This is a genomic window from Bordetella flabilis (genome assembly GCF_001676725.1).
Classification (GTDB): Bacteria; Pseudomonadota; Gammaproteobacteria; order Burkholderiales; family Burkholderiaceae_B; genus Bordetella_C; species Bordetella_C flabilis.
The window spans coordinates 4,349,359-4,376,285 of record NZ_CP016172.1 but is presented as its reverse complement, the minus strand read 5'-3'; the positions used below and the strand labels follow the sequence as shown (position 1 = coordinate 4,376,285).

Here is a 26,927-nt window from a genome sequence, read left to right as displayed (position 1 = left end):
GCGCCCCGGAATGCCGCCATGAATGCCACCATGAATGCCACGACCCTGCCTGAACGCCTCACCGCGTACCTGCCCGTGCTGCTGCACGGCGCCGGCTATACCGTGCTGGTGTCGCTGGTCGCCATCCTGAGCGGTTTTTTCCTGGGCGCGGCATTGCTGGGCATGTCCCAGACCCGGGGCGGACGCGGCGTACTGCCGGGATTGGTGGCGCTCTATGTGAGCTTCTTCCGCGGCACCCCGCTGCTGGTGCAACTGCTGATGATGTTCTACCTGCCGAGCGCGGCCGGCATGGACCTGCCCCCGCTCTGGGTGGCGATGCTCGCCATGGGCTTGAACTCGGCGGCGTTCCAATGCGAAATCCTGCGCGCCGGCCTGGCGGCCGTGCCGGCGGGCCAGGTCGAGGCGGCCTTGTCCTTCGGCATCGCCCCACGCCATGTTTTCCATTACGTGCAGTTGCCTCAACTGGCGCGCGCGGTATGGCCGGCGGTGGTGTCGGAGGCGATCGATGTGGTCAAGAACTCCGCCATCGTGTCCGTCATCGCGGTGAGCGACCTGGCCCGCGGCGCGCGGCAGATCGTCGCGGGCAACTATCGTCCGCTCGAGGTGTATATGACGACGGGCCTCTCCTATTTGGTCATGACCGCGCTGATTTTCGCGCTGGGCTCGTGGATAGGCGCGCGCTTGCGTACCGGCCGGCGTGCCAGCGCCGGCGTGACGACGCGCGTGGCGATCAACAAGACATGATCGACTTTTCCCTGATCCTGGACCTGTTGCCGCTGTTCGGCCAGGCGCTGCTGCGGACGGTGGCCCTCGTGGTGCTCGGGCTTGCCGGCGGGCTCGCGCTGGGTTTCGCCATGAACCTGATACGCGAGACGGGGCTGCGCTCGCTCGCCGCGCTGTATTGGGCCTACACCGCGATATGGCGCGGCGTGCCCTTCCTGATCCATCTGTTCATCGTCTATTTCGGCCTGCCCGCGGTGGGCTTGCGCCTGGACCCCTTCGCGGCGGCAGCGTTGACCCTGGCCGTCTACGGCGGCGCCTACATCGCCGAGATATTTCGAGCCTGTTGGCAAAGCATTCCGCGCGGGCAGATCGAGGCCGCCCGCTGCATGGGGCTGTCGCGCCGGCAGGTGTTCCTGCACATCGAATGTCCGCAGGCGCTGCGCGCCAGCCTGCCGCTGCTGGCCAACCAGGCGATTCTGTTGATGAAGGAATCGGCGCTGGCGTCGGTCATCACCTATCCGGAGTTGACGATGACCGCCGGCAAGGTCGTGTCCGAGCAGTTCGTTTACGTCGAGCCCTACCTGTTGCTGGCGCTGAGCTACTGGGCCCTTGCCACCCTGATCAATCGCCTGGCCAAGCGTCTGCGCCGGCGTGTCGCATTGACGCGAGGAACGCCATGAGCACTACCCATTACACCCTGGCCGTCAATGAAAGCGTGCCCATGATCGCCTTGCGCGGCGTGGGGAAGTCGTTCGACGGCACCCCGGTGCTGGCCGACATCGACCTCGACGTGCGCGCCGGCGAAGTCGTCACCCTGATCGGCCCCTCGGGCTCGGGCAAGACCACGCTACTGCGCTGCATGAATTTTCTCGAGGCCTACGACCGGGGCGAGGTCCGTATCCGCGGCGCGCTGCTGGGGTATCGCGTGACGCCCGACGGCGCGCGGGTGCGCGAAAGCGATCGCGTCATCGCGGAGGTGCGCGCCGCCGTCGCCATGGTGTTCCAGCAATTCAACCTGTGGCCGCATATGACGGTGCTGGCCAACGTCATGGCCCCGCTCACGCTCGCCAAGGGCATGCGCGCGGACCGCGCGCGCAAGGCCGCGCAGGATGCGCTGGCCAGGGTAGGGATGTCGGCCAAGGCCGATGCGCTGCCGCCGGCGCTCAGCGGCGGCCAGCAGCAGCGCGTGGGCATCGCGCGCGCGCTGGCCATCCATCCGGATGTCATGTTGCTCGACGAGCCGACCTCGGCGCTCGATCCGGAACTGGTGGACGAGGTGTTGGAAGTCATCAAGAGCCTGTCGCGCGACGGCATGACCATGGTGATGGTGACGCACGAAATGAGCTTCGCCGCCGAGGTCTCGGACCGCGTCGTCTTCATGGAGAAAGGCCGCATCATCGCCACGGGTTCACCGGAACAGATTATTTATCGGCCTGAACATCCGCGCATCCGGACGTTCCTGCAACCGTGGATAAGGCGCAGCCTGAACGGTGTCGCTCAGCAGGGGGCGCTATCGTGAACAGCCATGGCGCATTCGTGGCGCTGGCCGATGGTCGCGCGGCCGACGTCGCGCGGACGGTGGACGAGCGCCGCCTGCACGACGCGCTGAGGTCTTTGGCACGGCATGGTGCGGTGCGGACCGGCGGCGTGGCGCGCCAGGCCTTGACAGCCGAGGAACTGGCCGCGCGCCGCGCGCTGCTATCGGTTTTTGGCGATCGCCCTGGCTACGCCGTCGCCATCGATGACGCGGCCAATATCCACATACGCCGGCAAGGGGCGGAGCCCGGTGCGTCCCCTGTGCTGACGGGCAGCCATGTGGACACGCAGCCTTTGGGCGGGTGGCTGGACGGCAGCTTCGGCGTGGTGGCGGGACTGGAAGTCCTGCAGGCGCTGGACGGCCTGGGCGTACGCACGCGCAGGCCCATCGACGTCGTGATGTGGACGAACGAAGAAGGCTCGCGCTACGCACCCGGCCTGATGGGCTCGGTCGCCTATACCGACCCCTCGCGTCTTGCCGCCTTCCTGCAGGTGGAGGACGCCGAGGGAATCGACTTCCGGGCGGCGCGCGATGCCGCGGTGGCGGATTTCCGGAACGCCGCGCACGCCGGCGCATGGACCTGCTTCGACGCCCCGCTGGCGCGGCCGGTGCATGCCTATATCGAGGCGCACATCGAGCAGGGGCCGGTGCTCGAGGCGGAGGGAATGCAGGTGGGCTGTGTCGTGGCCATACAAGGTGTGCGCTGGCTGCATATCGTCGTCAACGGTCGCAGCGCCCACGCCGGAACCACCCCGCTGCGGGCGCGTGACGACGCCCAGGCCAAGGCCATCGCATTGGCGCATACCCTGCTGACGCACGCGGCCGATTGCGGCGACGAAAGGCTGCGCGTGACGATAGGGCGCTGGGAGTGCGCGCCAGGTTCGATCAATACCGTTGCCGATCGGATTGTGTTTACCGTGGACGTGCGCCACCCCGAGGCCGCGGCCCTGGACGCGTTCGTGGCGCGCGTCGAACGCGCCTTGCCCGCTGGCGCGGCCATGCGGATGCTGCAGGACAAGCCCACCACGCCGTTCGACACCCGCCTCGTGGACCTGGCCCGGCATGCCTGCACGGCGCTCCATCTGCGTCATCGCGACATGGTGTCCGGCGCCTTCCACGATGCCATGCCGCTGGCCGGTTTCTGCCCGACCGCCATGCTGTTCGCGCCCAGCAGGGACGGTATCAGCCATCACCCGGACGAGGACACTGCCATCGCCGACCTGGCGGCCTGCACCCGCGCGTTGGCGTGCTGCCTGACGGCGCTGGCGGAACCGGTCGCCTGAGTCTTTCACGGCCCGAGCCGTCCACCGACCGAACCCCTTACCGCCCGATTTCCTTTACGACTTCCGTCCCACCATCTTGACAAGCAAGGAACCCATGATGCAAACGCAAACCCCCCTACAGGTGCCGGACAACGGCGAGCCGGTCGGTATGAATGACACCGTCAATGCGCCCATCTCGCCCGACGGAACTCCCGTGCCGGGCCAGCGCTACCAGGTGCCGGCGCGCCAGGGGAGGGCAGTCCGCCTCGCCAAGGGCCAGGTCATCCGCATCCACAATACACACGGCACGCAGGTGTGCGATACCTGGGCGTTCAAGGCGGACGACCTGAGCGAGTTCATGTCCATGGAGCACGCGCGCGCCGTCATCGATCGCATCATCCCAAAGGTCGGAGATCCGCTGGCGAGCAACCGCCGCCGGCCCATCATGACGCTGCTCGCCGATACCTCCCCGGGTGTGCATGACACCCTGATGGCGGCGTGCGACGCCTACCGCTACCAGAACCTGGGCGTAAAGGACTATCACGACAACTGCGCGGACAACCTGCGCATGGCGCTCAAGGCGATCGGGCTGCGAGCCCGTGAAGTGCCGCAGCCCTTGAATCTATGGATGAATATTCCCGTGGGGCCGGACGGTGGCGTAGACTGGCTGCCGCCGGTATCCAAGGCCGGCGACTATGTCGACCTGCGCGCCGATATGGATTGCGTGGTCGTCATGTCGGCGTGCCCGCAGGACATCATTCCCATCAACGACAATCGCCCCGTCGAAGTGCACTTCACCGTGATGGCCGGGGCCTGAAGCGCACGACCGCGATGGTCCGAGCGATCCCCTATGGCAAAGAAGAGAATCGAACCGTCCGCCCCGCCCGCCGTTGTGGAAGAAGTCCCCGAAAGCGGGTTGGCGGCCCTGGGACCGCGCCTGAAACATGCCCGCATGGTGCGCGGCATGACACTGAAGGCGCTGGCCCGCACGGCGGAATGTTCCGAAAGCCTGCTGTCGCGTGTGGAGCGCGGCCAGGCCATGCCTTCGCTGGCGACGCTGCATCGCCTGGCGCGGGCGCTGGAAACCAACGTGGCGGAGCTCACGGTCGCCCATGCGCCGCCGCGGTCCCCCGTAACGCGCGCGGCGGACCGGCCCGTCATCGCCTTCACCAACGGACCGCGGCGGGGAAAGGGCGGCGTGCAGCTCGAGCGTGTCATCGTTCCCATGCGCGGCCAGCTTCTGCAGGCGGACATCCACGTCCTGGCGCCGCAAGCCGAAAGCCTGGAGCAGATCGCCCACGCGGGCGAGGAAATGGGCTATGTGATCGAAGGCGAATTCGAGCTGCGCCTGCGCGAGGATGTCTACCGGCTGTGCGCCGGCGATTCCTTTTATTTCTCCAGCGACGTACCCCATAGCTACCGCAATCCCGGACGCACGGTGACCCGGGTGCTCTGGGTCAACACGCCGGCGACGTTCTGATTCCTGACGGATTTACATGACCACCGACACTTCGATGCTGGAGATGCCCCGCTACAGCGGCATCCCGACCTTCATGCGCGTGCCGCAGGCGACCGACCCGCGGGAACTCGATATCGCGATTGTCGGCGTGCCCTTCGACGGCGGCGTCACCGCGCGCCCGGGTGCGCGCTTCGGCCCGCGCGAAATCCGCAATATGTCGTCGATGACGCGCGCGATCCACCATGTCACCCGCTTCAATCCGTTCAAGGCCTGCCGGGTAGGTGACATGGGCGACGTGCCATTCACGGATGTGTTCCATCTGGAGAATGCGCATGCCGATATCCGGCGCTTTTTCGAGCCCATCTTCGCCGCCGGCAAGAAGACCCTGGTCGCGGGCGGCGACCACTCCATCACCTTTCCCATCTTCCAGGCGCTCGTACCCCGTGTTCCCCTGGGTATGGTGCATATCGACGCGCACACGGACACCTGGGACCACTTCGTCGGTTCCAAATTCAGCCACGGCTCGCCCTTTCGCCGCGCCGTCGAGGCGGGGCTGCTGGATCCCCGGCGCACCGTCCAGATCGGCATCCGCGGCGCCCAGAATTCCGACGAGGGGTGGCGCTATTCGCTGGAGAGCGGGATGCGTGTGATCTTCATCGAAGAGTTCGATGCGATGGGCGTGGCCGAAGTCGTGCGCGAAGCCTGGCGTATCGTGGGAGACGGGCCGGCCTATCTGTCGGTGGACGTCGACGGCCTGGATCCCGTCTATGCGCCGGGGACGGGAACGCCGGAAGTGGGCGGCATTTCGTCGCGCGAGGCGCTGGCCCTGCTACGCGGCCTGGACGGCATGAACCTGTGCGGCGCCGACGTGGTGGAGGTGGCGCCGCCCTACGATCCCAGCGGAAATACGGCATTGCTGGCGGCGACGCTGATGTACGAGTGCCTTTGCCTGCTTGCACGCAGCTACGCCGGGGTGCCGCGCTGAGCGCCGCGGACGGTGGGCGTCAAGAGGGCCGCAGGAAGACTGTGCCGCGCTTTGCGGCGGTGGGGGCATGCGGCAGGTAGCACGGCACACGGCTTGCGCGGGCATTCCTGCCGTACGTCAACCAGGAGTGCCACTCATGCCCATTGATCCAACCCAGCCCGGCCTGCCCGAAAATCCCGATATCCCGCCGCCGCCGTCATCGCCCGGACCTGGCAAGCCGCCGTCCCCGAGCGCGCCGGTGCCGCCGGCGCGCCCCGGTCCCGAAGAAGAGAGCATCATCCCCACGCCCCGGCCGTCCACGCCGGACGGCGGCTGGGTGGCCTGAGGCCACGGCGCGCTGCGGGCGGACGCCCCGTCCGCCGCCTCTGCAGCCGGATCCGCGTATGGCTGCCCGCCCATCACCGTCGCGAATCGCCCTCCCGCGAGCGGTGGCCGGGCGCCTTGTCGGCATCGGGCTCGCGCGCCGGGGCTTGCTTGCGGTGCTTTTCCTTGGATTGCTTGGTAGAACGCGCGTGCTCGGCGAGGTCCTGGTAACGCCGGGCGATGACTTCGATCTGGTCTTCGTCCAGCGCCTCGATATCCACAAGGCTGTTGTCGGCGTCCTCCATCGCCCATAGCAATTCATCCAGCTTCAGGTGAATGGCGTGGCTGTCCTTGTTCTGGCTTTGCTGGATCAGGAAGACCATCAGGAACGTCACAATCGTCGTCCCGGTATTGATCACCAGTTGCCAGGTCTCGGAATAGTGAAAGAAGGGGCCGCTGACCAGCCACACCAGCACCGCGCCGGTCGCCATGCCGAAGGCGAAGGGCGATCCGCTCCATTGCGTGACCTTGCCGGCGAAGTGGTCGAAAGCGATGCGCAGGGGCCCTGCATGCCGGTTCCCGTTGCGACGCGGGAGCGCGCGGCGCGGGGCGCCGCCATCTTTTGTGGGCGTAGTCATGCTGGCATCCTTTGAAGCTGCTCATCCATCGATGGCAAGCTTCATGCCCGGCCACGGGGATCCGATGCGCACGCCCGGGTGGAGAGGTCCCCTATCCCAGCGGCAAGGCAAAGGCGGACGCGGCGTCCGTTCACTTCCCCAGCAGGTCTCCCAGTGCGCCGCCCAAGCCCTTCACCGCGGAACCGACACCTTCTGCGACGCCTTCGACGCTGACGCCTATGGCCTTGGCGAAACCGCCCACGATGCGTGTGGAGACATCGTCGGACAGCGAGAATTTCGGGTCTTTCAGGCTGCCTTGCAGCGTGAAGTCGAAGGCCACCTGGCCCTTGCGATCCTCGAGCGCGGCAAGGACGGCCTTGCGCGGCAGCGACCGCAGGCTCCCGCTGTTGCTGAAGTCCAGATCCTTCAGGCTCACCTTGCCCTGCGCGTTCAACTGCTGATCCTTGACCCGCGTCGTCATGTCCAGGTCCATTTGCCCGGCGGTGAGCAGGGCCGGGGCATGCTTCTGCAGATAGGGCGCGAGCAGCGAGACGTCGCCGCCCGACAGTGTGTTGCGCACATCGGCATCGCGGCTGGGCAGGGCGATCCAGCCATCCACCGTGACGGTGCCGCGCCGCTGCTTGCCCACCATCTCGCCACGCACCTTGATCTGCGTATGCTGATCGTTGGCTGGCGAATGGAAAGGACCGATCTCGGCGTGCAGGTTATCGAAGGGAATGCGGTAGGGCTGCTTGGCGACTGCCGCGTCGAAGAACTCCATGCGGCCGTTCTGCAGGATCAGCAGGCCCACATCGGTTTCGCGTTTCGGCTTGGGGCGGCCGTCCGTCCCCTGCGCATCTTCCCGCGCCTTGGCATCCGCCCGGTCCCTGAAGGTGGGCAGGACGCGCAACCCTCCGTCGGCCGTGCGCAGCACCGACAAGTCGTAATCACTGACGACCGCGCGCCGAATGGAGATGCGGTCGGAAAGCAAGGCACGCCAGTCGGGGTCCAGGGTGACCCGGCCAGCGCGCAGCGTATGCCCCGTCGGCCAGCCGGGCGGGGCCCCGACCTCGACGTTTTGCAGCACGATCTGCGACCATCCCACATTGATGCTCGCCGCCGTGCCCTGGTCGCCCAACAGGTCTTCTATACGCGATACGACCACGCGCGCAGCGATATGCAGCGCGGCGGCCGCCACGACGGCCACGACGAGCACGGGTATGACGAAGAATTTGACGGCCTTTCTCATAGGGGCTGGGATCCCGTGGGCGGTGAGTGCCATGTTGACGTTTCCCGGGCGCGGCGCAAAGCTATTCCAATGGCTGATCCTGCGCCGGGATTGCAGGAGCGCCATGTTAGGATGCCGCGCCACGCATGGCCATCACCCCTAGACACGAGGACACCCCATGGACACTGACGAGAAGCTGGCTTTGGTCGCCCAGACCATTGCTCACCAGGGCGGGCAGATCAGCGCGTTGACGGCGGCCGTCACGTGCGTGCTGCACATCGCAAGGACTACCCCGCAGCTGCGGGAAGCCATCGAAACGCGGCTGGAGCAGAACTACGCCGGGTTGCTGGCGCGGTCGGAAAGCCAGCAGTATGTCGCCGGTTTCGAAAGCATGCGGGACGCAATCGCTGCCGCATTGAAGTCCTGAAAGCGGAAGCCGGCTCGCACGGCGCGGCGGCGCGCCGGCTTCCTCAGTGCTTTTCCTCCGCTTGCTGTGCCCCCGCGCCGGGCAGGACTGCGTCCACGATGGCGTCGCCGAAGCCTTCCCTCAGGCCCAGCGCATGGCGGCCCTGCGGCGTAACGCCAAAGCCAGCCCCGCCTTGCTGCCGCGTGATCAGTTCGTGCTCGAGCAGTGCCTGCGCCTGCCGCTCGTCGATGCCGGCATGGCCGGAATGGATTTCTTTGAGCAGTTGTAGTTGTGCATCGGTCAGCATGTTGTTCTCCGCAAAAGTTGAACGTGGTGCTCGTGGTCCTGTAGCGCAAACGGAGCAAACCCTGTTCCCGCAGCGCGCTGATGTTGCGTTGCCTCGCTATGGCCCGGGCGAGCGGAGCAGCCCGCCCAGGCCCGCTCTCAGGTCGAGGAGCCGCCATGGGTTTTCATTAACATATCGTCATATCAGAGTTACAAAATATTCCGCGTCATGTCATGTGGGGCGAGTATGCTCGCTGCACTGCCCATCGTTCAGGGGAAGGACGCGTGCATCGAAATAACGACATCTACAAGGGTTTCCGCCTCACCGCCAAGGTGGCGCGGGACCATCCTTCGCCGGCCGACGGCGGGGGGCCCGTCTTCCGGGCGATCGTGCGGGTAGGCCCGGCATCGATGCAACCCGAAGACGGCGACGAATACCCCATCCCCCGCTTCGTGGACGGCGGCTACGTCTACAGCCCGGCGGAAGCCGTGCATGCCGCCGTGGCGCATGGCCGCGAAATCGTCGACGCCTTGTGCGGGGTTCGCCTGGCCTCGACATGAGGACGGCGCGGCGGAGGTCGCCGTGACCGACTTCGCCCGTTCCTCGCTGGGCCGGCTGCGCGCGCAGCTCGGATCGCAGGCCCTCTTGTGCCCCTGTGTGCGCGTGGTGCTGGAGCGTCCGGACGGCGCCATCCTGATGCAGGCGCGCGCCGACTTCGTCGGCATGTGGGGGCTGCCGGGCGGCCATATCGAGATCGGCGAGTCCGCCGAACGGGCGGCCCGCCGGGAAGCGCTGGAAGAAACGGGGCTGGCGCTCGGTGCCCTGCAGCCGTTTGGCCATGCTTCCGATCCCCGCGTGGAGACCGTGACCCTGCCCAATGGCGACATTTGCCACTACCAGGCGCTGCTTTTGCATTGCCAGGAATTCCAGGGCGAGATGCGCGCAGATCCCGCGGAGGCGCTGGCACTGCGCTGGATACACCCGCAGGCCGACCCGCCGGCCATGATGCCGCACGTCCAGGCCACGGTGCAGGCCTTCCTCAGATATCGCGCCGGCGGCGGGTTCCAGCTTTTGTGATGGACGGCCGTCGATGGATCAAAGGGCCGAGGCGCTGAAGGTGTCGCATTGGCGTGGGTCGCCGCTTTGCAGGCCGCGCTTGAACCAGCGCACCCGCTGGGCCGACGTACCATGCGTGAACGCGTCCGGCACGATATAGCCCTGGCTTTGCTTCTGCAGGCGGTCGTCGCCGATGGCGCTGGCGGCGTTCAGGGCTTCCTCGACGTCGCCGGCTTCCAGGATATGGCGGGCGCTGTCCGCGCGCTTGGCCCATAGGCCCGCGAAGCAGTCCGCCTGCAGTTCCAGCCGGACCGACAAGGCGTTCGCCTGTTGCGGATTTTCCCTCTGCAGGGACGCGACCCGCTCGGACACGCCGAGCAGGTGCTGGACATGATGGCCCACTTCATGGGCAATGACATAAGCCTGCGCGAAGTCGCCGGGCGCCTGGAAGCGGCGCCGCATCTCGTCGAAAAAACCGAGGTCCAGATAGACCTTGCTGTCGGTCGGACAGTAGAAAGGCCCCATGGCGGCGCGGCCGGTTCCGCACGCCGTGGGCGTGGCGCCGGTATAAAGGACCAGCTTGGGCGGCACGTACGAACGGTTGGTATGTTCCCGGAAAATCGCCTGCCAGGTGTCTTCGGTTTCGCCCAAAACCTTGGCCACGAAGCGCGCCTGCGGATCGTCGGCCGGCGGCGCGGTAGCCGGCGTTTGCTGAACGGTGCCGGGGTCTTGCATCAGTTGCAGCACCACGGCCGGATCGACGCCGAAGTACATGGCGACGAGCGCCAGCACGACCGCACCGATGCTCAGGCCGCCGCGCCCCACGCGCAGGCCGCTCCCGCGACGGTCCTCCACGTTCTCGCTTTCCCGCGAATCGTCCATGCGCATGAGGTCTCTCCTTCCGGCTCCGGGACCGCTGATGTCCCCTGGCAAGGTGTTAGGATAGCCGCATGGCGCAATTCTTTTCCGTACATCCCGCGAATCCGCAAGCCCGCTTGTTGAAACAAGCCGCGCAATTGCTGCGCGACGGCGGCCTGGCCGCCGTCCCCACCGACTCCAGCTACGCCGTTATCGCCCGGCTCGACGACAAGGCCGCCGCGGACGGCCTGCGCCGTTTGCGCGGCCTGGACGAACGGCACCATCTGACGCTGATCTGCCGGGACCTCGCCCAGCTCGGTCATTTCGCCCGGGTCGACAATCGGCAGTACCGCTTGCTCAAGGCCGCCACGCCCGGCCCGTTCACCTTTATCCTGGAGGCCACCCGGGAGGTTCCCCGCCGTGTCTCCCATCCTTCGCGCAAGACCATCGGCTTGCGCGTGCCTGATCACCCGGTCACCCTTGGCCTGCTGGAACAGTTCGGCGAACCGCTGTTGTCGACCACACTGATTCCCGCCGGCGAAACCGACGCCCTGAACGATGCGCAGGAGATCCGCCAGCGCTACGAGCACGAGCTGGCCGCGGTCGTCGACAGCGGGGCCTGCCCCAAGGAACCGACCACCGTCATCGATCTCACCGAAGACGTGCAGATCATCCGGGTCGGTCGCGGGGACCCGGCCAAGCTTGGACTTGCCTGATTCATGGACGACATCATCCAGTCGATCGCGCTCTACGCGATTCCTGTCATTTTCGCGATCACGCTGCACGAGGCGGCGCACGGCTATGTGGCGCGCATGTTCGGCGACCCCACGGCCTACCAGATGGGGCGCGTCAGCCTGAATCCGGTGCGCCATATCGACCCGGTGGGGACGCTGCTCGTGCCGTTGGTCATCCTGCTGGCTTCCAAGCTGCTCGGCAGCCCGGGCATCCTGTTCGGATGGGCCAAGCCCGTGCCCGTGGATTTCAGCCGGCTGCGCCGGCCCAAGCAGGACATGCTGTGGGTGGCCGCCGCCGGCCCGGCTTCGAACCTGTTCATGGCCATCCTGTGGGGCCTCGTCCTGAAACTGGTGTACCAGAGCGGCGGGGCGGAAGGCTTCTGGTTCGACATGGCCGCGGCCGGCGTGCAGATCAACCTGGTCCTGATGGCGTTGAACCTGCTTCCGCTATTGCCGCTGGACGGCGGACGCATGCTGTACAGCCTGCTGCCGCATCGGCTCGCCTGGCAATATTCCCGCATGGAGCCGTACGGCATGATGATCGTGCTGCTGCTCCTCTTCAGCGGCGCGCTGTGGGTCTTCCTGCAGCCGATTTTCGCGCTTGGAAGCACCATCGTAGGGTGGTTCCTGTAGGTTTTTCCCCGGTATCCGGTAAACTCGCGGGATTTACAGAATCAAGTCGTCCGCCAGCCCCCGCTGGCGGGCTCCGGAGCCCCTCGCACATGGCATCCTCGGCATCCGCCGCTGGCGTTACTTTTCAGGGCAGCATGGTGGCCCTGGTTACCCCCATGCAACCCGACGGCACGCTGGACTATGCCGCCTACCGCGGTCTGGTCGACTGGCATATCGCCGAAGGCACGGACGCGCTCGTGGTCGTGGGCACCACCGGGGAATCTCCCACGGTGTCCATCGACGAGCATGCGGAGCTGATCCGCCTCGCGGTCGAACACGCCGCCGGCCGGATCCCCGTCATTGCCGGTGTCGGCGCCAATTCCACCGACGAGGCGATACACCTGGCGCGGCACGCCAAGGCCGTGGGCGCGCAGGCAGGCCTGTCGGTCGTCCCCTATTACAACAAGCCGTCCCAGGAAGGGCTGTACCGCCACTTCCGCCGTATCGCCGAAGCCGTCGACCTGCCCACGGTGCTTTACAACGTGCCGGGCCGCACCGTGGCCGACATGTCCAACGAGACGGTTCTGCGCCTGGCGCAAGTGCCCGGCATCATCGGCATCAAGGACGCCACCGGCGACATCGGCCGGGGTGCGCTGCTTCTGCGCGAGGCACCGGCGGATTTCCAGGTGTTCAGCGGCGATGACCCCACCGCCGCGGCGCTCATGCTGCTCGGCGGGCGCGGCAATATCTCGGTCACCGCGAATGTCGCGCCCCGTCTCATGCACGACCTGTGCGCGGCGGCACTGGCCATGGACGTGCCCAAGGTGCGCGAACTCAACGCGCGTGTGGCGCGTCTGAACAAGGCACTCTTCGTCGAGGCCAACCCCATCCCCGTCAAGTGGGCCCTGTCCCGCATGGGGCGCATGTCCCTGGGTTACCGGCTTCCCCTGGTGGAGCTCGGTACCCAGCACCACGCCACGGTGGAGGCCGCTCTGCGGGACGCGGGCGTGCTCTAAAAAGCATTTATGAGGATTCGTATGAACAAGCGCCATGCCGGCTTCGCGGCATTGCTTACCCTGGCCATGTTGGCCGGTTGCAGCGACGTCAACCAGCTTCTGGGCAAAGAAGAACCGATCGATTACAAGAGCGCGAGCAACAGCGCCCGTGCCGACCCCCTCAGCATTCCGCCCGACCTGACGCAGGCGGCGAATGATCCGCGCTACAAGGCGCCGGTCGGGGGTACAACCACGTTCTCGCAATATCAGGCCGAAGGCCAGCAGCAGGCGGCCGCCGCGCAAACCGCGACGACCAGCGATGTACTGCCGCAGCGCACCGACATGCACGTCGAGCGCGATGGCAATATTCGTTGGCTGGTCGTGGACTTGCCGCCGGACCAGATCTTCAGCAAGGTGGTCGATTTCTGGACCAACAACGGGTTCACGATCAGGACCAACAACCCGGCCGCCGGGCTCATCGAAACGGATTGGGCGGAAAACCGCGCCAAGATCCCGGAAAGCTGGCTGCGGCAAGCGCTGGGTATGGTCCTGGAGCAGGCCTACGATAGCGGCGAGCGTGAAAAATTCCGTACGCGCATAGAGCGCGTCAACGGACACACGGAAATCTATATCAACCACCAGCACATGGTGGAAACCAACGTTGGTGCGCGCGACTCGGGCAACCTGCAATGGCAGCCCGGGCCTGAAGATCCCGGGCTCAACGCCGCCATGCTCGCGCGCCTGATGGTGTTCCTCGGTACCAGCGTGGACCAGGCCAAGACCATGGTTGCCAAGGCCGAAGCCGCGCCGAAGCAGCCGGCGGTCGTACGGGATGTGCAAGCCAACGGTGCGCAGCTCGATGTGCAGGAGTCCTTCGACCGCGCGTGGCGCCGCGTCGGTGTGGCACTGGATTCCGGTGGCTTCACGGTGGATGACCGCGATCGCTCCGCGGGCGACTTCTACGTACGTTACCTCGACACCGACACGGGTCTGCAACGCGAAGAACCGGGCTTCTTCAGCCGTATCTTCGGGGGCAGCAAGTCCAGCAGCGAGGCGCCGCAGTATCGTATCCACGTCGCCGGCCAGGGCTCGGTTTCTCGGGTGACGGTGCTGGACAGCAACGGCAAGCAGGACAGCAGCCCTACCGCGCAACGCCTGCTTGGCGTGTTGGCGGACAAGATGCAGGCGACGCGTTAGAAAGCGCGCCTGGCACCAACTCCGGCGCTGGACCCCCATCCAGCCGCCGGTGCAGTACGGTGGAAAAGGCCCGGCGATGCCGGGCCTTTTTTGCTTTTTGTTCAGGAGGGATGCTCAGGGGGCAACTGGCCCTGCGTGGTCGTGGCAGGCCGCGCTGCCTCTATATGCCTGTCGCATCGTCTGCCGGGGCTGGCAGGAGCGTGGGCGCCCGCCAATGCAAAAGGGAACGCTGATACGCGTTCCCTTTTGTCCGGAACGGCTCGGTCGCCGGCGCCTTGCACCGGTGCCCGAACCCCAGATAGGTCTTACTTGGTGCCGCCGGTGGTGCCGCTGCCCGTGGTGCCGCCGCCCATCGCGCCACCGGTCGTGCCGCCGGTGCCGCCCGTGGCGGGAGGCGTCGTCGTGGCGGGTGGCGTGGCGGGAGCGGTGGTGGCGGGAGCGCTCGAGCTGGCCGGCGCGGCGCTTTCGTCCTTCTTATCGCAAGCCGTCAACGAGACGGCCAGTACGGAAGCAAGAATCAGGGTTTTGGTCAGCATTCGTGAATCTCCTTTGTGACTGCGGGTATTCGGCCCGGGAAGCTGGTACGCGGAAAGCCTGTACGCACCGACGCCTAGCCGGGATGACGAATTCAGGCTACAGGAGATACCCGAAGGATTGAGTGTTTAAATTAAAGCTTCAGCATCGCAAACGAAACAACCCTTGCCGATATGTATAGGGTTTTTCCTGATGTTTCGAGCGTGCGGCATAAGCCCGGAATTGTGGTGACTGGAAACTTTTCAGGGTTTTCAAATGCGCGATGAAGGGGATGAAGGTTTCAACCCGGAGTCATAACGGACCCAGCCGTCGTCCAGCCACTGCATCAGGCACTCCCTTTCGGCTTCCGACAGCGAGCCGGCGAGCCGGCCGTCGCACACTATCGATCTGTCGTCGGCCAGGGCGCGCAGTGCCCGCGTGGCCGGAACGCGCGCCGCCTCGCCATTGATGAAAAGCTGCCGCCCCCGATAAAGCATGCGGGTCCGGCGATCCAGGCGCAACGTGCCCTGAGCCGGCCAGGCGTCGACCAGGTCCGGTCCATCCTCCGCCGGTGTTTCGAAAACGGTATTCGACCCCGGTTCGGTCAGCCAGCAGCCCAGGAATCGCTGTGCCAAGGCTTCGTCCAAGGGCACGCGCGCCACGGCATCGAGCGCGGCGGCGACCAGGCCGTCCGGCATGGCGGCGGGGTGGGCCGTCGGGGCCAACCCCGGGTCACGGTAGCGAGCGTGCAGCCGCGGGCCGGGCAGGGGCGGGTCGCCATACGGGCCGACGGCGTGGCCGGCGCGTGCCATGACCTGTTCGACCGCGGCTTCCAGCATCCCGCGCGCGAGCGTGGCCTGGTCGGGCGCCCGGAAACCGATGGAGATCGTCATGCAATCGCCCTGGGCGATGCCGTCATGGGCGACCTGCGGAGGCAGGTACAGCATGTCGCCCGGCTCCAGTACATAGCTTTGCTCGGGCTCGAAATGCCGCAGGATCTTCAGCGGAAGGTCGGGTTGCAAGCTGAGGTCGCGCTGCCGTCCGATGCGCCACTCGCGCCGGCCGACGGCCTGGAGCAGAAACACGTCATAGCTGTCGAAATGAGGGCCGACACCGCCGCCCTCCGTGGCGATACTGATCATGATGTCGTCGAGCCGGGCGTCCGGGACGAAGCGGAAGCGGTGCATCAGTTCCGCAGCGGCATCGCTATGGAGGTCTACGCTTTGCACCAGCAGGGTCCAATCCGGTTCGCTGGCTTTGGGCAGGCGGGCAAAGGGGCCTTGCTCCATCTGCCACTGGCCTTCCTCGCGCCAGATCAACCGCGAGGCCACGTCGTCGCGGCGCGCCATGCGCTTGAGCGCGGCGATATCCAGCGGCGGCTTGAAACCCGGGATGGCTTGCCGGATCAGGAGCGGTTTGCGTTGCCAGTAGGTGCGCATGAACTGCGCGGGGCTGCGTCCGCCCAGCAGGGCCAGGGTCTCATTCGGATTCATGTCTGTCTGCGCCTGGGCGTGTCATTGCAATTGCGCCTTGAGGCGATAGAGGGTTTCGAGCGCCTCGCGCGGCGTCAGGCTGTCCGGGTCGATGTCGGCCAGCATATCGCGCAGCGCCTGCAGTGCTGCGCTTTCCTGCGCGGCGGCGGATAGGGCCGCCGTTTGTGCATCCGCCTCGGCCGCGGCGGAAAACAGACCCAGCTGCGGTGTCGGTGCGCCCTGGGCCTCCAGGCGCTCCAGCTCGCGCGATGCCTGCCGGATGACCGCCGCCGGTACGCCGGCGCGCTGCGCCACCTGGATGCCGTAGCTGCGGCTGGCCGGCCCTTCGCGAACTTCGTGCAAAAAGACGATGCCACCCGCGGATTCCGCGGCGGCCAAGTGCACATTGGCCGCCGTGGCCTGCTCCGCGGCCATCCTGGTGATCTCGAAATAGTGCGTCGCGAACAAGGTCAGGGCGCGGTTGTGCGTCAGCAGCCGCAGGGCGATGGCCCAGGCCAGCGCCAGGCCGTCATAGGTGGACGTGCCGCGGCCGATCTCGTCCATCAGGACCAGGCTTGCCGGCGTGCTCGCCGCCAGTATGGCTGCTGCTTCCGTCATTTCCATCATGAATGTCGAGCGCCCGCCGGCCAGGTCGTCGGCCGCTCCGATGCGCGTGAAGATCCGGTCCAGCCGCCCGATGCGGGCGCGGGCGGCGGGCACGAAACTGCCCGTGCGCGCCAGCAGCGCGATCAGGGCGACCTGCCGCATGTAGGTGGACTTGCCCCCCATGTTGGGGCCGGTGATCAGCAGCATGCGGCGGGTGGCGTCCAGCCTGCAACTGTTGGGAGTGAAGCGCTCGATGGCACGCTCCACCACGGGATGCCGGCCGGCGTCGATGTCGATCTCGGCGTCCTCGGACAGTTCCGGAGCGGTCCAGTCGTGGCGCCGCGCGTGTTCAGCCAGGGCCGCCAGCGTATCGAGTTCGGCCAGCGCCGATGCGCATTCGGACAAGGCCCGCACATGGCCGCCCAACTGCTCCAGCACCTGCTCATACAACCATTTCTCGCGCGCCAGGGAACGATCCTGCGCAGACAGCACGCGGTCTTCCCAGGTCTTCAATTCCGGCGTGATATAGCGTTCGGCATTTTTCAGCGTTTGCCTGCGCCGGTAGTCTTCGGGGACTTTGTCGGCCTGGCCTTTGCTGACTTCGATGTAGAAGCCGTGCACGCGGTTGAATTCGACGCGCAGATTCGCGATGCCGCTGCGTTCGCGTTCCCGCGCCTCCAGCTGGATCAGGAAATCGCCGCCGTCGGTCGCCAGCGCCCGCAGCTCGTCCAGCTCGACATCGAAGCTGGCCGCGATCACGCCACCGTCTCGTATGGCGGCGGCGGGCTCGGGGGCAATGGCCCCGGACAACATGGCGTGAATGGACGGGTCCGGCGCCAGCTGCGCCATCAGCGTCGCGAAACGCGCGCACGCGGTCAACGCGCGGACCTGTTCGTACAGCGCGGGCAGTTCCGCCAGGGCGTCGCGCAGGCTGGCCAATTCGCGCGGCCGGACCGACCGCAGCGCGACGCGCGCGGCGATGCGTTCGATATCCGGGAAGCGGTTCAGGCGCTCGCGCAGGGTTTCCAGCGGCATTGCGGCCGCCAGGCCCGCCGGCGTATCCAGGCGCGCCGCGAGCAGGGCCGAAATCGCGTGCTGACGTTCCCGGACCAGTGCGTTGTCGCGCAGCGGGTGGTGCAGCCAACGGCGCAGCAGCCGGCTGCCCATGGGCGTGCGGCAGTTGTCCAGGACGGAGAACAGCGTGGGCGCTTCTTCGCCGCTGAGGGTTTGCGTCAGTTCCAGGTTGCGGCGCGTGACGGGGTCCATCAGCACATACTGCCCTGGACGTTCGACGCTGATGCCCTGGACATGCGACAAGGCCTGCGATTGGGTGCGCGCGGCATAGCGCAGCAGCGCCCCCGCCGCGCAGATACCCGCTGGCATGTCCTCGACATCGAAGCCCGCCAGCGTATCGGTGCGAAAGTGCGCCAGCAGATGCGCGCGGGCGCCGTCGCTTTCGAAGTGCCAGTCCGGCACGCGCGCAGACGCGCCGTCGAAGCCCAGGTGCGGGTCGGCGCCCTCCGGCCACACGACCTCGGCGGGCGCGATACGGTGCAATTCCGATTCGATCTGCGCCGGCGCGCATTCAGTGACGTGGAACTCGCCGCTGGCCAGGTTCAACCAGGCCAGGCCCGCACGCGGGGCGCGCCCGGCGCCGGGGAAGACGGCCGCCAGGCAGCGGTCGGCCTTGGCGGGCAGCAGCGCATCGTCGGTCAGGGTCCCGGGCGTCACGATGCGGACGATGCGGCGTTCGACCGGCCCCTTGGAAGCGGCCGGATCGCCGATCTGTTCGCAGATCGCAATGGACTCGCCCAGCGCCACCAGCTTGCCCAGGTACTGTTCCATCGCGTGCACGGGAACGCCGGCCATGGGGATCGGACTACCGTTGGAGGTGCCGCGCTTGGTCAGCGTCAGATTCAGCAGGCGCGCCCCGCGCTCCGCGTCCTCGTAGAACATCTCATAGAAGTCGCCCATGCGGTAGAACAGCAGCAGCGGCCCCGCCTCGGCCTTCAGGCGCAGGTACTGCTGCATCATGGGGGTGTGTCCGCTGGTATCGGGTTTTTCCATCAAAGAATCAGTAGATTGTTTTGGCTTTGGTGTGAAGGCGTGGCAAATCCGCAGCTGTGCCGGCTTTGCCGTTCCCGCGATATGGGGACGATCTGCAAGCGCGGAAACCGGCATTGTAGTCAGGGGGGCGGGTTCGCCAAGGGCTGGTACCGAGTCGGTCCGAAAGCGGGGCTGGCGTCACGGCCTGGCCGGAGCCTGCGCCACACTGCCGTGCCGCAAGGGAAGCGATGCGCCCTTAGCGGTCCTTCACTTTACAGGAGCTACGAGATGAGTCTTGCTGCCGTAGATACCCCCGCGACGCCATCCCTTCTCAATCCTGCGCATGGTCCCGCCATGCCCAGCGGCGATGCGACGGAACCCCACCGCGGTGCGGGCCAGGCGTTCGCCGACGTCAGTCCCGCGCAGGCGAACCCCGCCAATAACATGATGGCCGCCGCAGACCGTTATAACCATGCCCATATCGTGGTGGCCCCGGGCGACAGCCTGTGGGGTATCGCGGACCGCCATGTCGTGGCTGGCGCGACCCGTTATCAGAAGATGGTGGCGATTTTCAACGCCAATCCGCATGCGTTCGCCGAGAACGATATGAGCCGCTTGAAGGCCGGCGCCCGGCTTTCCATACCCAGCCGCGCAACCATGCTGGCCATCGACGCGGCGCAGGCGCAGCGCATATGCGGTGATCACATCGACGCTTCCGAGCAGAAGCGCCACGGAACTGTCCAGGCGGGCGGTCCGCAGGCCGCCGTGCCGGCCCGGCTGGAAGCGGGCGACAGCGTGGTTGTGCGATTCGGCGATACGCTGGGCGCCATCGCCACGAAATATGCGCTTCCCGATGTGACGCTCGCACAGAAGATCGTGGCCATATTCGATGCGAATCCGCGAGCCTTCAGCGGGAGCAATATGAACCGTCTGAAGACCGGCGCAAGGCTGGTGATGCCGGATGGCGCGAATGTCAGCGCCATCGAGGCCGGCGCGGCGCAGGGCGTCGTGAACGAACAGTGGCTGGAATACCAGCGCCGGCGTACCGCCTGACGTCGTGCGTGGGGAGGCGGATCAGGCGAAGGCGGCCCGCCGCAGCATGTCCTGGAAGGCCGCGAAGATGCCCCGCATATGCACAGGCTTGTAGGGGTAGAGGTCTTCCGGATCCATCGCGTGGATCACGCCGCAGGTATCCGCTTCGAATACCAGCAGCCGGCCGTCGGCGGTTTCCGCGCAATCCATCACCAGGTAGTCCAGGCCGATGCGCCGGTGTATCTCGCCGAAAGCGGCCGCATGCCGGGCGCCGAATCCCTGGCCGAAATCCCGCATCTGCTCGGCTTCCTCCGCGCGGTTGGCGGCGTTCTCGGCCATGTCGGCATTCAGGTAGTGCACCATCCACCGAGGCGAAATGCCCAGGTGTCCCAGGTAGGGCTTGCCGTCGATCAGGACGACCCGGTACTTGCGATACCGGCCGTCCTGGCTGCGATATTCCACGAAGCGCGACAGGTAGAACTCCGTTCCGCTCGTCTCTTCAAGGTACTTGGCCATGTCGGCTGCCTTGTCGATCCTGGCCAGCCCATTGCCGGCGTGCGTGTCCAACGGCCGCACCAGGATGGGATAGTCCACGCCATCCAGGGTGTCCGCGGGCGTGGCCTTGCCGGCCGCGATGGCTTCCAGCGCGCTTCGGGGCAAGCGGGCGATGTCCGGCGCGACCACGCCGGGCGCGCCGCGCAAGGCCGCGAACAGGCCGTCACGCGATGTCTTCAGTACGTGCTCCGGACGGTTGATGACGGGCTTGTGCCACTGTCCCAGCGGGGTGGCGAGCGCCTGGAGCAGCTCGCGGTTGGCCGCCGATTCCCCTACTGCGACGATGACTGCGTCATGGTCCGGCAGGACCGGAGGCGCTGGCACGTCGGCACCGACGTAAAGAATATCGAGCGCGACATCGGAACCCTCGATCAGGAACTCGAGCGGTGTGTTGGCCAGGAAGTCGCCGCACGACACCAGGGCGAGCAGGCGCAGGCGGGCCGGCTGGACCGCGGCCGGCATGTGATACAGCGGCTGTGCCTGCACGGCGTGCCGTTGCAGGGCCAGGGCGGCCTCGCGCTGGCCCTGCAACAGCAGGGTCATCGACAGGTCCAGCGCGGCGTTGGCGTCTCCCGCGTCGTGTTGCGCTCGCGCCAGCAGCGCCTGGCGCATGCCCTCCAGGTCGCCCTGCCGGAAGGCCAGCGTGATGAGTGCGGCCTTGCCGATCAGGGGAGGGAAGGCCGTATGCCCGGGGATGCCAGCGGTGGTTTCGTTCATGATGCGGTAGGTTCGTCTGCCATCGCCGGCAGCGGTTCAAGGACAGTGCGCCGGCGGGCGCCCAGTTGCAATACGGCGTCGCACAGCTTGTCCACGTCCGCCACGGTGCTGCGGTGGTTGACGATGGCGGCGCGAATGGCGAGCACCCCGTTGACACGTGTGGTCGACGGCGCGGCGATGCCGGATTCCTGCAGGGCCAGGACGATATCGGCATTCAACTCATCGAGCATGGCGCCATCGGGCTTGTCCGGCGCGATATCCGCTTCATCGCCATCGTGGCCGCGCCGGGCGTCACGCATTTCCGGCGCAGCCGTGGACGCCCCCGCGACATGGCCGCCGCGATAGCGGAAGCACACGATGTTCAGGGCGACCGGCGCCAGGAGCTGCAAGTTCGGCTCGGCCTGCACGCGTCGCGCCAGATGGCGCGCGACTTCGCAGGTGCGCGCCATGACCTGGCCCAGCTTGTCGGCGCCATAGACCGTCAACGTGAACCAGGTTTTCAGCGCGCGGAAACCGCGCGACAGGTCCGGCCCGAAGTCGCACGGCCACGGTGAATCCGCCGCCAGGCCGCTTTCCTCACGGCTGAGGTAAGCCGCGCTCGCCCGGAAGGCGGCCTGGTGCGCCTCTCCGTCCCGTACCAGGATGAACCCCGCGTCATACGGCACCTGCCCCCACTTGTGAAAATCGAAGGCGATGGAGTCGGCCCGCTCGATACCGGCCAGCGCGGGGGCCAGCGTCGGCGAAAGCATGGCCAGCGCGCCGAAGGCGCCATCCACATGGAACCACAGGCCTTCGCGGGCGGCGATGTCGGCCAGGGATGCCAAGGGGTCGATCGCGCCGACGTCCACGGTGCCCGCGGTTCCCGCGATCAGGAAAGGCGTGAAGCCGGCGCGCCGGTCCGCGGCGATGGCGGCCTGCAGCGCCACCGTGTCCATGCGGAAATCGGCATCGACCGGGATTCGCCGCAAGGCCGCCGTGCCCAGGCCGCAGATGTCCATGGCCTGGCCGATGCAGCCGTGCGCGCATGTGGAGGTATAGGCGACGAGACGCGCGGACTGCTCCGCCACGCCATCGCGGCGGACCGACGGGCCCAATGCCGCCGTCCGGGCGACCAATACGCCGATCAGGTTGGCCATGGAGGTGCCCGTGACGAACAAGCCGCTGGCGCTTTCGGGAAAACCGAACAGATCGGCCATCCAGCGGCCGATCTGCCGTTCCACTTCGACCGGGATCTGGTTGCGGCCGCCCAGGTTGGCGTTCAGGCCCGCCGCCAGGGTTTCGGCCAGCATGCCGACGGCCGTGCCGCCGCCATGCACCCAGCCCATGAAGCCGGGATGCGCATTGCCCACGGCGTACGGGAGGATGTCGCGCATGAAGCGGTCGTGGGTGTCGGCCAGGGGGGCCGGCGACCGGGGCAAGGGCGCGGCAAAGCCCGCTCGGACTGCCAACGGGGCGGGCTGCCAGACGGGGCGGTCGCGCAGCGTGCTCAGGTAGTCGAACATATCGTCGAGCATCCTGTGGCCTTGCGCGCGCAACTGCGACCAGTCGGCGGGGTCAAGCGTGTCGTCCGACGGCGTAAAACCGGCGGCGGAGTCAGTCATGCGGTTTCTGCGGAGTAGGGTTGGCGTCAGGGCGCTGTCCGGCCGGACAAGCCGCTGGCATGTTGCCATTGCGAAGGCTGCCGCGATATAGGCGGGATACGTGAATCAGCGGCACACTCGCCCGTCATTTTGGGCTTTTCCTGGGAGCGGGCGCGCCGGACCGCCGTTGAACTTACAATTTCGATCGCCCGGGGCGGTCCGCGCCCGGAAGTATCGCCGGCGCGGCCGACAGGGCCGTACGTGCAACACCTGGCAGGAGATCCCGTGAGCCTTGCGAATGAAGACAGCCCGTCCGGCAGCGGACGCGGCGTGGCGTGGCTGGTCGCGGGGGCCTTCTTCATGGAGAACCTGGACGCCACGGTCATCACGACGGCCTTGCCTGAAATGGCGCGCAGTTTCGGGGTGCGCCCGGCCGATATGTCCATAGGCATGAGCGCCTACCTGCTGGCCCTGGCGGTATTCATTCCCATCAGCGGCTGGGTCGCCGAGCGCTATGGTTCGCGCAGGGTGTTCGGCGGGGCCATCATTCTCTTTACCCTGGCCTCGATTCTCTGCGGCCTGTCGCAGACGCTGCTGCAGTTCACGGCCGCCCGCATCCTGCAAGGCCTGGGCGGCGCCATGATGGTGCCGGTTGGCCGGCTGGCGGTGCTGCGCGCCACGCCCAAGCACGACCTGGTCCGCGCCATCGCCATCATCACCTGGCCTGGACTGGCTGCTCCCGTGATCGGTCCGCTGGTGGGCGGCATCATCACATCGACACTGGGCTGGCACTGGATTTTCTTCCTCAACGTACCGCTGGGCGTAGTGGCGCTGGCCGCGACGGCGTGGCTGGTGCGCGGTGGCCCAGGCGGCCGGCGGCCTTTCGATGGCATGGGCTTCGTGCTGACGGGCGTGGGTTGCTGCGCCCTGATGTATGCGGTGGACCTGTGCGGCAAGCTCGATACCGGGCTTGGCGACGTGGTCGGCCTGTTCGCGCTGGGCCTGGTGGCGATGTTCCTGGCGCTGCGCCATCTGCGCCGGGCGCCGCATCCCCTGGTGGACCTGTCGCCGCTGCGCTACCGCACCTTCGCCGTGACGGTATATGGCGGATCGCTGTTTCGCATCGCCATCGGCAGCGCGCCGTTTTTGCTGCCCTTGATGTTCCAGGTGGGTTTTGGCATGTCGCCGGTGCAGGCCGGTTCCCTCATGCTGGCGTTGTTCGCCGGCAACCTGGCCATGAAGCCGGCCACGGGATGGGTGATGCGCAGCTATGGCTTCAGGCGGGTGCTGGCGGTCAACGGCCTGCTGGTCGCCCTGGGTTTCGCGCTGTGCGCGGCGCTTTCGGCGGGGACACCGTTCTGGCTGGGCGCGATCCTGCTGTTTTTCTGCGGCGCTGCGCGTTCCATGCAGTTCACCGCCCTGAACACCCTGGGTTTCGCGGACGTGCCGGCCGCTTCGATGTCGGGCGCGACGACCTTGTTCAGCGCCTGCCAGCAACTGAATGCGGGCATGGGCATCGCGTTCGGCGCCGTCGCCTTGCGCGCCGCCGAATGGTTGAGCGGGCACGGCGGGCTTGCGCCGGGTCCGCTGCAATTCAGGATTGCGCTCTTGCTGTCCGCGCTGCTTGCGGCGGCCGCCATTCTGGACGGCTTGCGCCTGCCGGCGGACGCCGGCGCCGATATCAGCGGCCACCGGCGTCCGGCCTGAGACTTCAGTCGCCGTCTTCGCTGGCGGTCGTGGAGTCCTGGCCCGCCTCCAGGAAGTTCTTCAGCCGCAACAGGTCGTCGCGCGCCTGCAGGCCGGGACGGTCGCCCCATAGCTTGGCGACGACCCGGCCGAGCTCGCCCGCGGGCGGTTCGTACGCGATAACGGCCTGCACTTCCGTGCCCAGTCCCACCACATCGCTGAACGCCAGCCACCCGGTGTGGCGCACCGGGGAGGCCGATGTCGATTCCCAGGCGATGCGGGTATTGGGCACGTCCTCGGTGATGACGGTGTCCCATTCCAGCGCCGTCCCCAGGGGCGTCTCGATCGTCCAGTGGCTATGCCGGTCGTTCAGTATCTCGACGCTTCGGACATGCTGCATGAACTGCGGCAGATTGCGGAATTCGCGGCAGAACGCGTAGACGTGCGCGATGGGGCGCTGGATGACGACGCGATGCGAGGATGCCGCCGCGCTTTGCCAACCGTGCTCGCGGGCGAAGTGGCGTTCCTGCGGCGTCTTCCCCAGCCGGGCTTTCACGGCGCAATGCCCCGAAACGCCGCGGCTGACCAGGGCGCCGCCGGCCAGGGCGACCAAGGCGCCCAGCCAGCCGCCGCGCCGCAATCCGGCGATCACCAGCGCCCCGCCGCCGAGCCCGGAGGCCCAGCGCTCCTTGTCATTTAGGTTGGCCGGTCCGATCTCCGGCTTGGCGGCCAGAAAGTCCAGCAACTGCATCATGTTGTTCGTGGTCATGTACGTCTCCGCGCGCTCAGTGGGCGTGTTGGGCCTGCCGGTTCGCGGCACGTGTGCGGGCAGCCTTGCGGGCCGCCGCGGATCTGCCTTCCGCGCCCTTGGTGCGTGCGGCCTTGCGTGCCGCGGCCGAACGGTCCGCCGCGGTGCGCTTGCGCGCTGCTGTCCGCGCCTGGCCCGAAAGCGCCCGGGACGATGCACCGGCCTTGCTTTCGCGCTTCAGCGCCTTGGTAGAGGCGGCTGAACGCTTGGCGGACTTGGGACTGCCGTCCTTCGCCTTGGCTTCGTCCTGCCTGGCCTTTTTCTTGGTCGCGGGCGAGGCGTTCGCCTTGGCCCCTACCTTGACGCCAGCACGGCGCGCTTCCGACAAGCCAATGGCGACCGCCTGCTTGGCCGAGCGTACGCCGTGTTTTCCTTCGCGCACATGTTCGACCTGTTCGCGCACGAACTCCCCGGCCTGGGTGGACGCGGACTTGCCTTGCTTCTTGTCGCGCTCGACGCGCTCCAGGGTTTTGCGTTCCGGCATGATCACCTCCAACGTGGCGGACCGCCGTAACGGCCCGATTGATCGTGAAGTAGCGTTCAGCAAACCGCATGCCGCCTGGGCCAGGCCAGGGGTTGCGCGGTCGAGCACGGCGTTTGCGGGCGAGCGGGTCCGCGTTCCGTTCCGGAAGGCGGGTCATGCGCCAGTGCGGCGGCTTTCAAGGAGAAACCAAATGGGCAACCACGTATACAAGCAAATCGAACTGGTCGGCTCGTCGACCACGTCGAGCGACGACGCCATATCCCGGGCCATCGAACGCGCATCCAGCACCCTGCGCAACATCGAATGGTTCGAAGTCACCAGCGTGCGGGGGCATATCGAAAACGGCCGCGTGGCGCACTGGCAGGTGGCGCTGAAGATCGGCATGCGGATCGAGGAAGCCTGATCCGCCCTTCGCCGCGCGCGGCCGGCCGCGCGCCTAGCCGGCCAGCTTTTCCATCCATGCGACGTAGCGGTCCACCCAAGCTTGCAGGAACGCGCGCGTTTCGGGGCTGGCGATGGTGTGGTCGGCGCCGAACATGCCCTCCCTCATCTGCAGGAAGACCTCCGGCGTGGTCAGCGCGGGGGAACCTTCGGCGGCCAGGATATTGCGCAGGTGCTGTTGGGCCAACGCGGTTCCCGCCGCACCGGGCGAGACGCCGATGACGCCGGAGGGTTTGCCTTGCCAGACGTTGTGGCCGCGCGGGCGGGATCCCCAGTCGATGGCGTTTTTCAAGGCGGCCGGGATGGAGCGGTTATGTTCCGGGGTCACGAACAACACGCCGTTCGCGCGGGCTATCAGTTCCTTCATGGCGGCGACGGGCGCGGGCATGGCGTCATCCAGGTCCTGGTTGTAGAGCGGTATATCCAGGTTGGCGTAGCTGAACTTCATGTGTGCGGGCATGAGCTTTTCCAGCGCGCGGGCCAGCTGCATGTTGAACGACGCCTTGCGCAGGCTGCCCACCAGTACGGCGATCTCATATTCCATGGTTGGGGCTCCGGGGTAGGGGGAATCAGTGTAGGCGGCATCGCCAGGGGCCGCTTGCACCCTTCTGGTGCCGACCTTGAGGGTTTTCACTAGGATGGGGATTATTGCAACGCAATAAAATCCTTCGCGATAGCGTAGTTCCTCCTGGCTGATGGACTTTATTGCGCTGCAAAAATTGGCACGAG

The 26,927-nt window shown here is 66.9% G+C and carries 30 protein-coding genes; 18 read left to right on the top strand and 12 right to left on the bottom strand.

Translation table 11 applies throughout. From position 1 onward, the window contains the following. The first annotated feature begins 18 nt into the window (after positions 1 to 18). The 8 genes from BAU07_RS19445 to BAU07_RS19410 all read left to right on the top strand — a co-directional run bounded on the left by BAU07_RS19445 (position 19) and on the right by BAU07_RS19410 (position 6,291). Positions 19 to 744 carry an amino acid ABC transporter permease gene (locus tag BAU07_RS19445; protein WP_198168824.1) on the top strand — a complete coding sequence of 242 codons (726 nt, stop codon included), beginning with the start codon at positions 19 to 21 and terminating at the stop codon, positions 742 to 744. Next, positions 741 to 1,403, top strand: a complete 663-nt coding sequence (locus BAU07_RS19440; protein ID WP_066661179.1) for an amino acid ABC transporter permease — start codon at positions 741 to 743, stop codon at positions 1,401 to 1,403. The genes BAU07_RS19445 and BAU07_RS19440 overlap by 4 nt, the downstream gene beginning before the upstream one ends. Next, positions 1,400 to 2,242 carry an amino acid ABC transporter ATP-binding protein gene (locus BAU07_RS19435; protein WP_066661178.1) on the top strand — a complete coding sequence of 281 codons (843 nt, stop codon included), beginning with the start codon at positions 1,400 to 1,402 and terminating at the stop codon, positions 2,240 to 2,242. The genes BAU07_RS19440 and BAU07_RS19435 overlap by 4 nt, the downstream gene beginning before the upstream one ends. Further along, the gene (locus tag BAU07_RS19430; RefSeq protein WP_198168823.1) at positions 2,239 to 3,543 is read left to right on the top strand and encodes a M20 family metallo-hydrolase; all 1,305 of its coding nucleotides are present in this window, start codon (positions 2,239 to 2,241) and stop codon (positions 3,541 to 3,543) included. The genes BAU07_RS19435 and BAU07_RS19430 overlap by 4 nt, the downstream gene beginning before the upstream one ends. A gap of 94 nt (positions 3,544 to 3,637) precedes the next feature. After that, positions 3,638 to 4,339 (top strand): DUF1989 domain-containing protein, encoded by a 702-nt coding sequence (locus BAU07_RS19425; protein WP_066661175.1) that lies wholly within the window; start codon positions 3,638 to 3,640, stop codon positions 4,337 to 4,339. 33 nt (positions 4,340 to 4,372) lie between these two features. Continuing rightward, positions 4,373 to 5,002: a cupin domain-containing protein gene (locus BAU07_RS19420; protein ID WP_084025876.1), complete on the top strand. Its 630-nt coding sequence runs from the start codon at positions 4,373 to 4,375 to the stop codon at positions 5,000 to 5,002. Positions 5,003 to 5,018: 16 nt separating this feature from the next. After that, entirely contained in the window at positions 5,019 to 5,966 is a 948-nt protein-coding gene (gene speB / locus BAU07_RS19415) for an agmatinase (RefSeq protein WP_066661173.1), read from the top strand. A gap of 136 nt (positions 5,967 to 6,102) precedes the next feature. Next, positions 6,103 to 6,291, top strand: a complete 189-nt coding sequence (locus tag BAU07_RS19410) for a hypothetical protein (protein ID WP_066661169.1) — start codon at positions 6,103 to 6,105, stop codon at positions 6,289 to 6,291. A gap of 73 nt (positions 6,292 to 6,364) precedes the next feature. Here the strand turns inward: BAU07_RS19410 and BAU07_RS19405 are convergent, their stop codons facing one another. Both BAU07_RS19405 and BAU07_RS19400 read right to left on the bottom strand, forming a co-directional pair. Then, entirely contained in the window at positions 6,365 to 6,907 is a 543-nt protein-coding gene (locus tag BAU07_RS19405; RefSeq protein WP_066661166.1) for a low affinity iron permease family protein, read from the bottom strand. A gap of 130 nt (positions 6,908 to 7,037) precedes the next feature. Further along, positions 7,038 to 8,135: a DUF748 domain-containing protein gene (locus BAU07_RS19400; RefSeq protein WP_066661157.1), complete on the bottom strand. Its 1,098-nt coding sequence runs from the start codon at positions 8,133 to 8,135 to the stop codon at positions 7,038 to 7,040. 157 nt (positions 8,136 to 8,292) lie between these two features. Here BAU07_RS19400 and BAU07_RS19395 point away from each other — a divergent pair, with 157 nt between their 5' ends. Then, a complete protein-coding gene (locus tag BAU07_RS19395; RefSeq protein WP_066661149.1) occupies positions 8,293 to 8,541 on the top strand; it encodes a hypothetical protein in 249 nt (82 codons plus the stop codon). Between the two features lie 43 nt (positions 8,542 to 8,584). Here the strand turns inward: BAU07_RS19395 and BAU07_RS19390 are convergent, their stop codons facing one another. Beyond that, positions 8,585 to 8,827 (bottom strand): hypothetical protein, encoded by a 243-nt coding sequence (locus tag BAU07_RS19390; protein WP_066661146.1) that lies wholly within the window; start codon positions 8,825 to 8,827, stop codon positions 8,585 to 8,587. 263 nt (positions 8,828 to 9,090) lie between these two features. Between BAU07_RS19390 and BAU07_RS19385 the strand changes: the two genes are divergently transcribed. After that, positions 9,091 to 9,366, top strand: a complete 276-nt coding sequence (locus BAU07_RS19385; protein WP_157122351.1) for a hypothetical protein — start codon at positions 9,091 to 9,093, stop codon at positions 9,364 to 9,366. Positions 9,367 to 9,388: 22 nt separating this feature from the next. Beyond that, on the top strand, positions 9,389 to 9,883 hold the full coding sequence (locus tag BAU07_RS19380; RefSeq protein WP_066661142.1) for an NUDIX domain-containing protein: 495 nt from the start codon (positions 9,389 to 9,391) through the stop codon (positions 9,881 to 9,883). Between the two features lie 18 nt (positions 9,884 to 9,901). Here BAU07_RS19380 and ypfJ read toward each other — a convergent pair whose 3' ends face one another. Beyond that, entirely contained in the window at positions 9,902 to 10,750 is an 849-nt protein-coding gene (gene ypfJ / locus BAU07_RS19375) for a KPN_02809 family neutral zinc metallopeptidase (RefSeq protein ID WP_066661140.1), read from the bottom strand. Positions 10,751 to 10,812: 62 nt separating this feature from the next. On the opposite strand from ypfJ, the gene BAU07_RS19370 reads away from it, so the two are divergent. The 4 genes from BAU07_RS19370 to bamC all read left to right on the top strand — a co-directional run bounded on the left by BAU07_RS19370 (position 10,813) and on the right by bamC (position 14,258). Beyond that, on the top strand, positions 10,813 to 11,436 hold the full coding sequence (locus BAU07_RS19370; RefSeq protein WP_066661138.1) for an L-threonylcarbamoyladenylate synthase: 624 nt from the start codon (positions 10,813 to 10,815) through the stop codon (positions 11,434 to 11,436). A 3-nt stretch (positions 11,437 to 11,439) separates the two neighbouring features. Continuing rightward, on the top strand, positions 11,440 to 12,087 hold the full coding sequence (locus BAU07_RS19365; protein ID WP_066661135.1) for a site-2 protease family protein: 648 nt from the start codon (positions 11,440 to 11,442) through the stop codon (positions 12,085 to 12,087). Between the two features lie 89 nt (positions 12,088 to 12,176). Then, positions 12,177 to 13,082, top strand: coding sequence for a 4-hydroxy-tetrahydrodipicolinate synthase (dapA, locus tag BAU07_RS19360; protein WP_066661133.1), 906 nt, complete (start codon positions 12,177 to 12,179; stop codon positions 13,080 to 13,082). Between the two features lie 21 nt (positions 13,083 to 13,103). Beyond that, entirely contained in the window at positions 13,104 to 14,258 is a 1,155-nt protein-coding gene (bamC, locus tag BAU07_RS19355; RefSeq protein ID WP_066661131.1) for an outer membrane protein assembly factor BamC, read from the top strand. 305 nt (positions 14,259 to 14,563) lie between these two features. Here bamC and BAU07_RS27405 read toward each other — a convergent pair whose 3' ends face one another. The 3 genes from BAU07_RS27405 to mutS all read right to left on the bottom strand — a co-directional run bounded on the left by BAU07_RS27405 (position 14,564) and on the right by mutS (position 18,916). Then, entirely contained in the window at positions 14,564 to 14,794 is a 231-nt protein-coding gene (locus BAU07_RS27405; RefSeq protein WP_066661129.1) for a hypothetical protein, read from the bottom strand. A 249-nt stretch (positions 14,795 to 15,043) separates the two neighbouring features. Then, positions 15,044 to 16,264, bottom strand: a complete 1,221-nt coding sequence (locus tag BAU07_RS19345) for a cupin domain-containing protein (protein WP_066661126.1) — start codon at positions 16,262 to 16,264, stop codon at positions 15,044 to 15,046. A gap of 21 nt (positions 16,265 to 16,285) precedes the next feature. Beyond that, complete coding sequence (gene mutS, locus BAU07_RS19340) at positions 16,286 to 18,916, bottom strand: DNA mismatch repair protein MutS (protein ID WP_415830330.1); 2,631 nt, start codon at positions 18,914 to 18,916, stop codon at positions 16,286 to 16,288. Between the two features lie 267 nt (positions 18,917 to 19,183). Here mutS and BAU07_RS19335 point away from each other — a divergent pair, with 267 nt between their 5' ends. Next, the gene (locus BAU07_RS19335) at positions 19,184 to 19,948 is read left to right on the top strand and encodes a FimV/HubP family polar landmark protein (RefSeq protein ID WP_198168822.1); all 765 of its coding nucleotides are present in this window, start codon (positions 19,184 to 19,186) and stop codon (positions 19,946 to 19,948) included. Between the two features lie 21 nt (positions 19,949 to 19,969). On the opposite strand, the gene BAU07_RS19330 is transcribed toward BAU07_RS19335, so the two are convergent. After that, positions 19,970 to 21,199 carry an ATP-grasp domain-containing protein gene (locus tag BAU07_RS19330; RefSeq protein ID WP_066661114.1) on the bottom strand — a complete coding sequence of 410 codons (1,230 nt, stop codon included), beginning with the start codon at positions 21,197 to 21,199 and terminating at the stop codon, positions 19,970 to 19,972. After that, positions 21,196 to 22,800 carry a pyridoxal phosphate-dependent decarboxylase family protein gene (locus BAU07_RS19325; protein ID WP_066661106.1) on the bottom strand — a complete coding sequence of 535 codons (1,605 nt, stop codon included), beginning with the start codon at positions 22,798 to 22,800 and terminating at the stop codon, positions 21,196 to 21,198. The genes BAU07_RS19330 and BAU07_RS19325 overlap by 4 nt, the downstream gene beginning before the upstream one ends. A 264-nt stretch (positions 22,801 to 23,064) precedes the next feature. Here BAU07_RS19325 and BAU07_RS19320 point away from each other — a divergent pair, with 264 nt between their 5' ends. After that, positions 23,065 to 24,486, top strand: coding sequence for an MFS transporter (locus tag BAU07_RS19320; RefSeq protein ID WP_232338168.1), 1,422 nt, complete (start codon positions 23,065 to 23,067; stop codon positions 24,484 to 24,486). A 4-nt stretch (positions 24,487 to 24,490) separates the two neighbouring features. Here BAU07_RS19320 and BAU07_RS19315 read toward each other — a convergent pair whose 3' ends face one another. Then, positions 24,491 to 25,234 carry an SRPBCC family protein gene (locus tag BAU07_RS19315; RefSeq protein WP_084025872.1) on the bottom strand — a complete coding sequence of 248 codons (744 nt, stop codon included), beginning with the start codon at positions 25,232 to 25,234 and terminating at the stop codon, positions 24,491 to 24,493. A 16-nt stretch (positions 25,235 to 25,250) separates the two neighbouring features. Beyond that, positions 25,251 to 25,757 (bottom strand): DUF6496 domain-containing protein, encoded by a 507-nt coding sequence (locus tag BAU07_RS19310; RefSeq protein ID WP_066661104.1) that lies wholly within the window; start codon positions 25,755 to 25,757, stop codon positions 25,251 to 25,253. A 190-nt stretch (positions 25,758 to 25,947) separates the two neighbouring features. On the opposite strand from BAU07_RS19310, the gene BAU07_RS19305 reads away from it, so the two are divergent. After that, a complete protein-coding gene (locus BAU07_RS19305) occupies positions 25,948 to 26,160 on the top strand; it encodes a dodecin (RefSeq protein WP_066661102.1) in 213 nt (70 codons plus the stop codon). Between the two features lie 33 nt (positions 26,161 to 26,193). Here BAU07_RS19305 and BAU07_RS19300 read toward each other — a convergent pair whose 3' ends face one another. Further along, entirely contained in the window at positions 26,194 to 26,742 is a 549-nt protein-coding gene (locus tag BAU07_RS19300) for an NADPH-dependent FMN reductase (RefSeq protein WP_066661099.1), read from the bottom strand. Positions 26,743 to 26,927 lie beyond the last annotated feature (185 nt).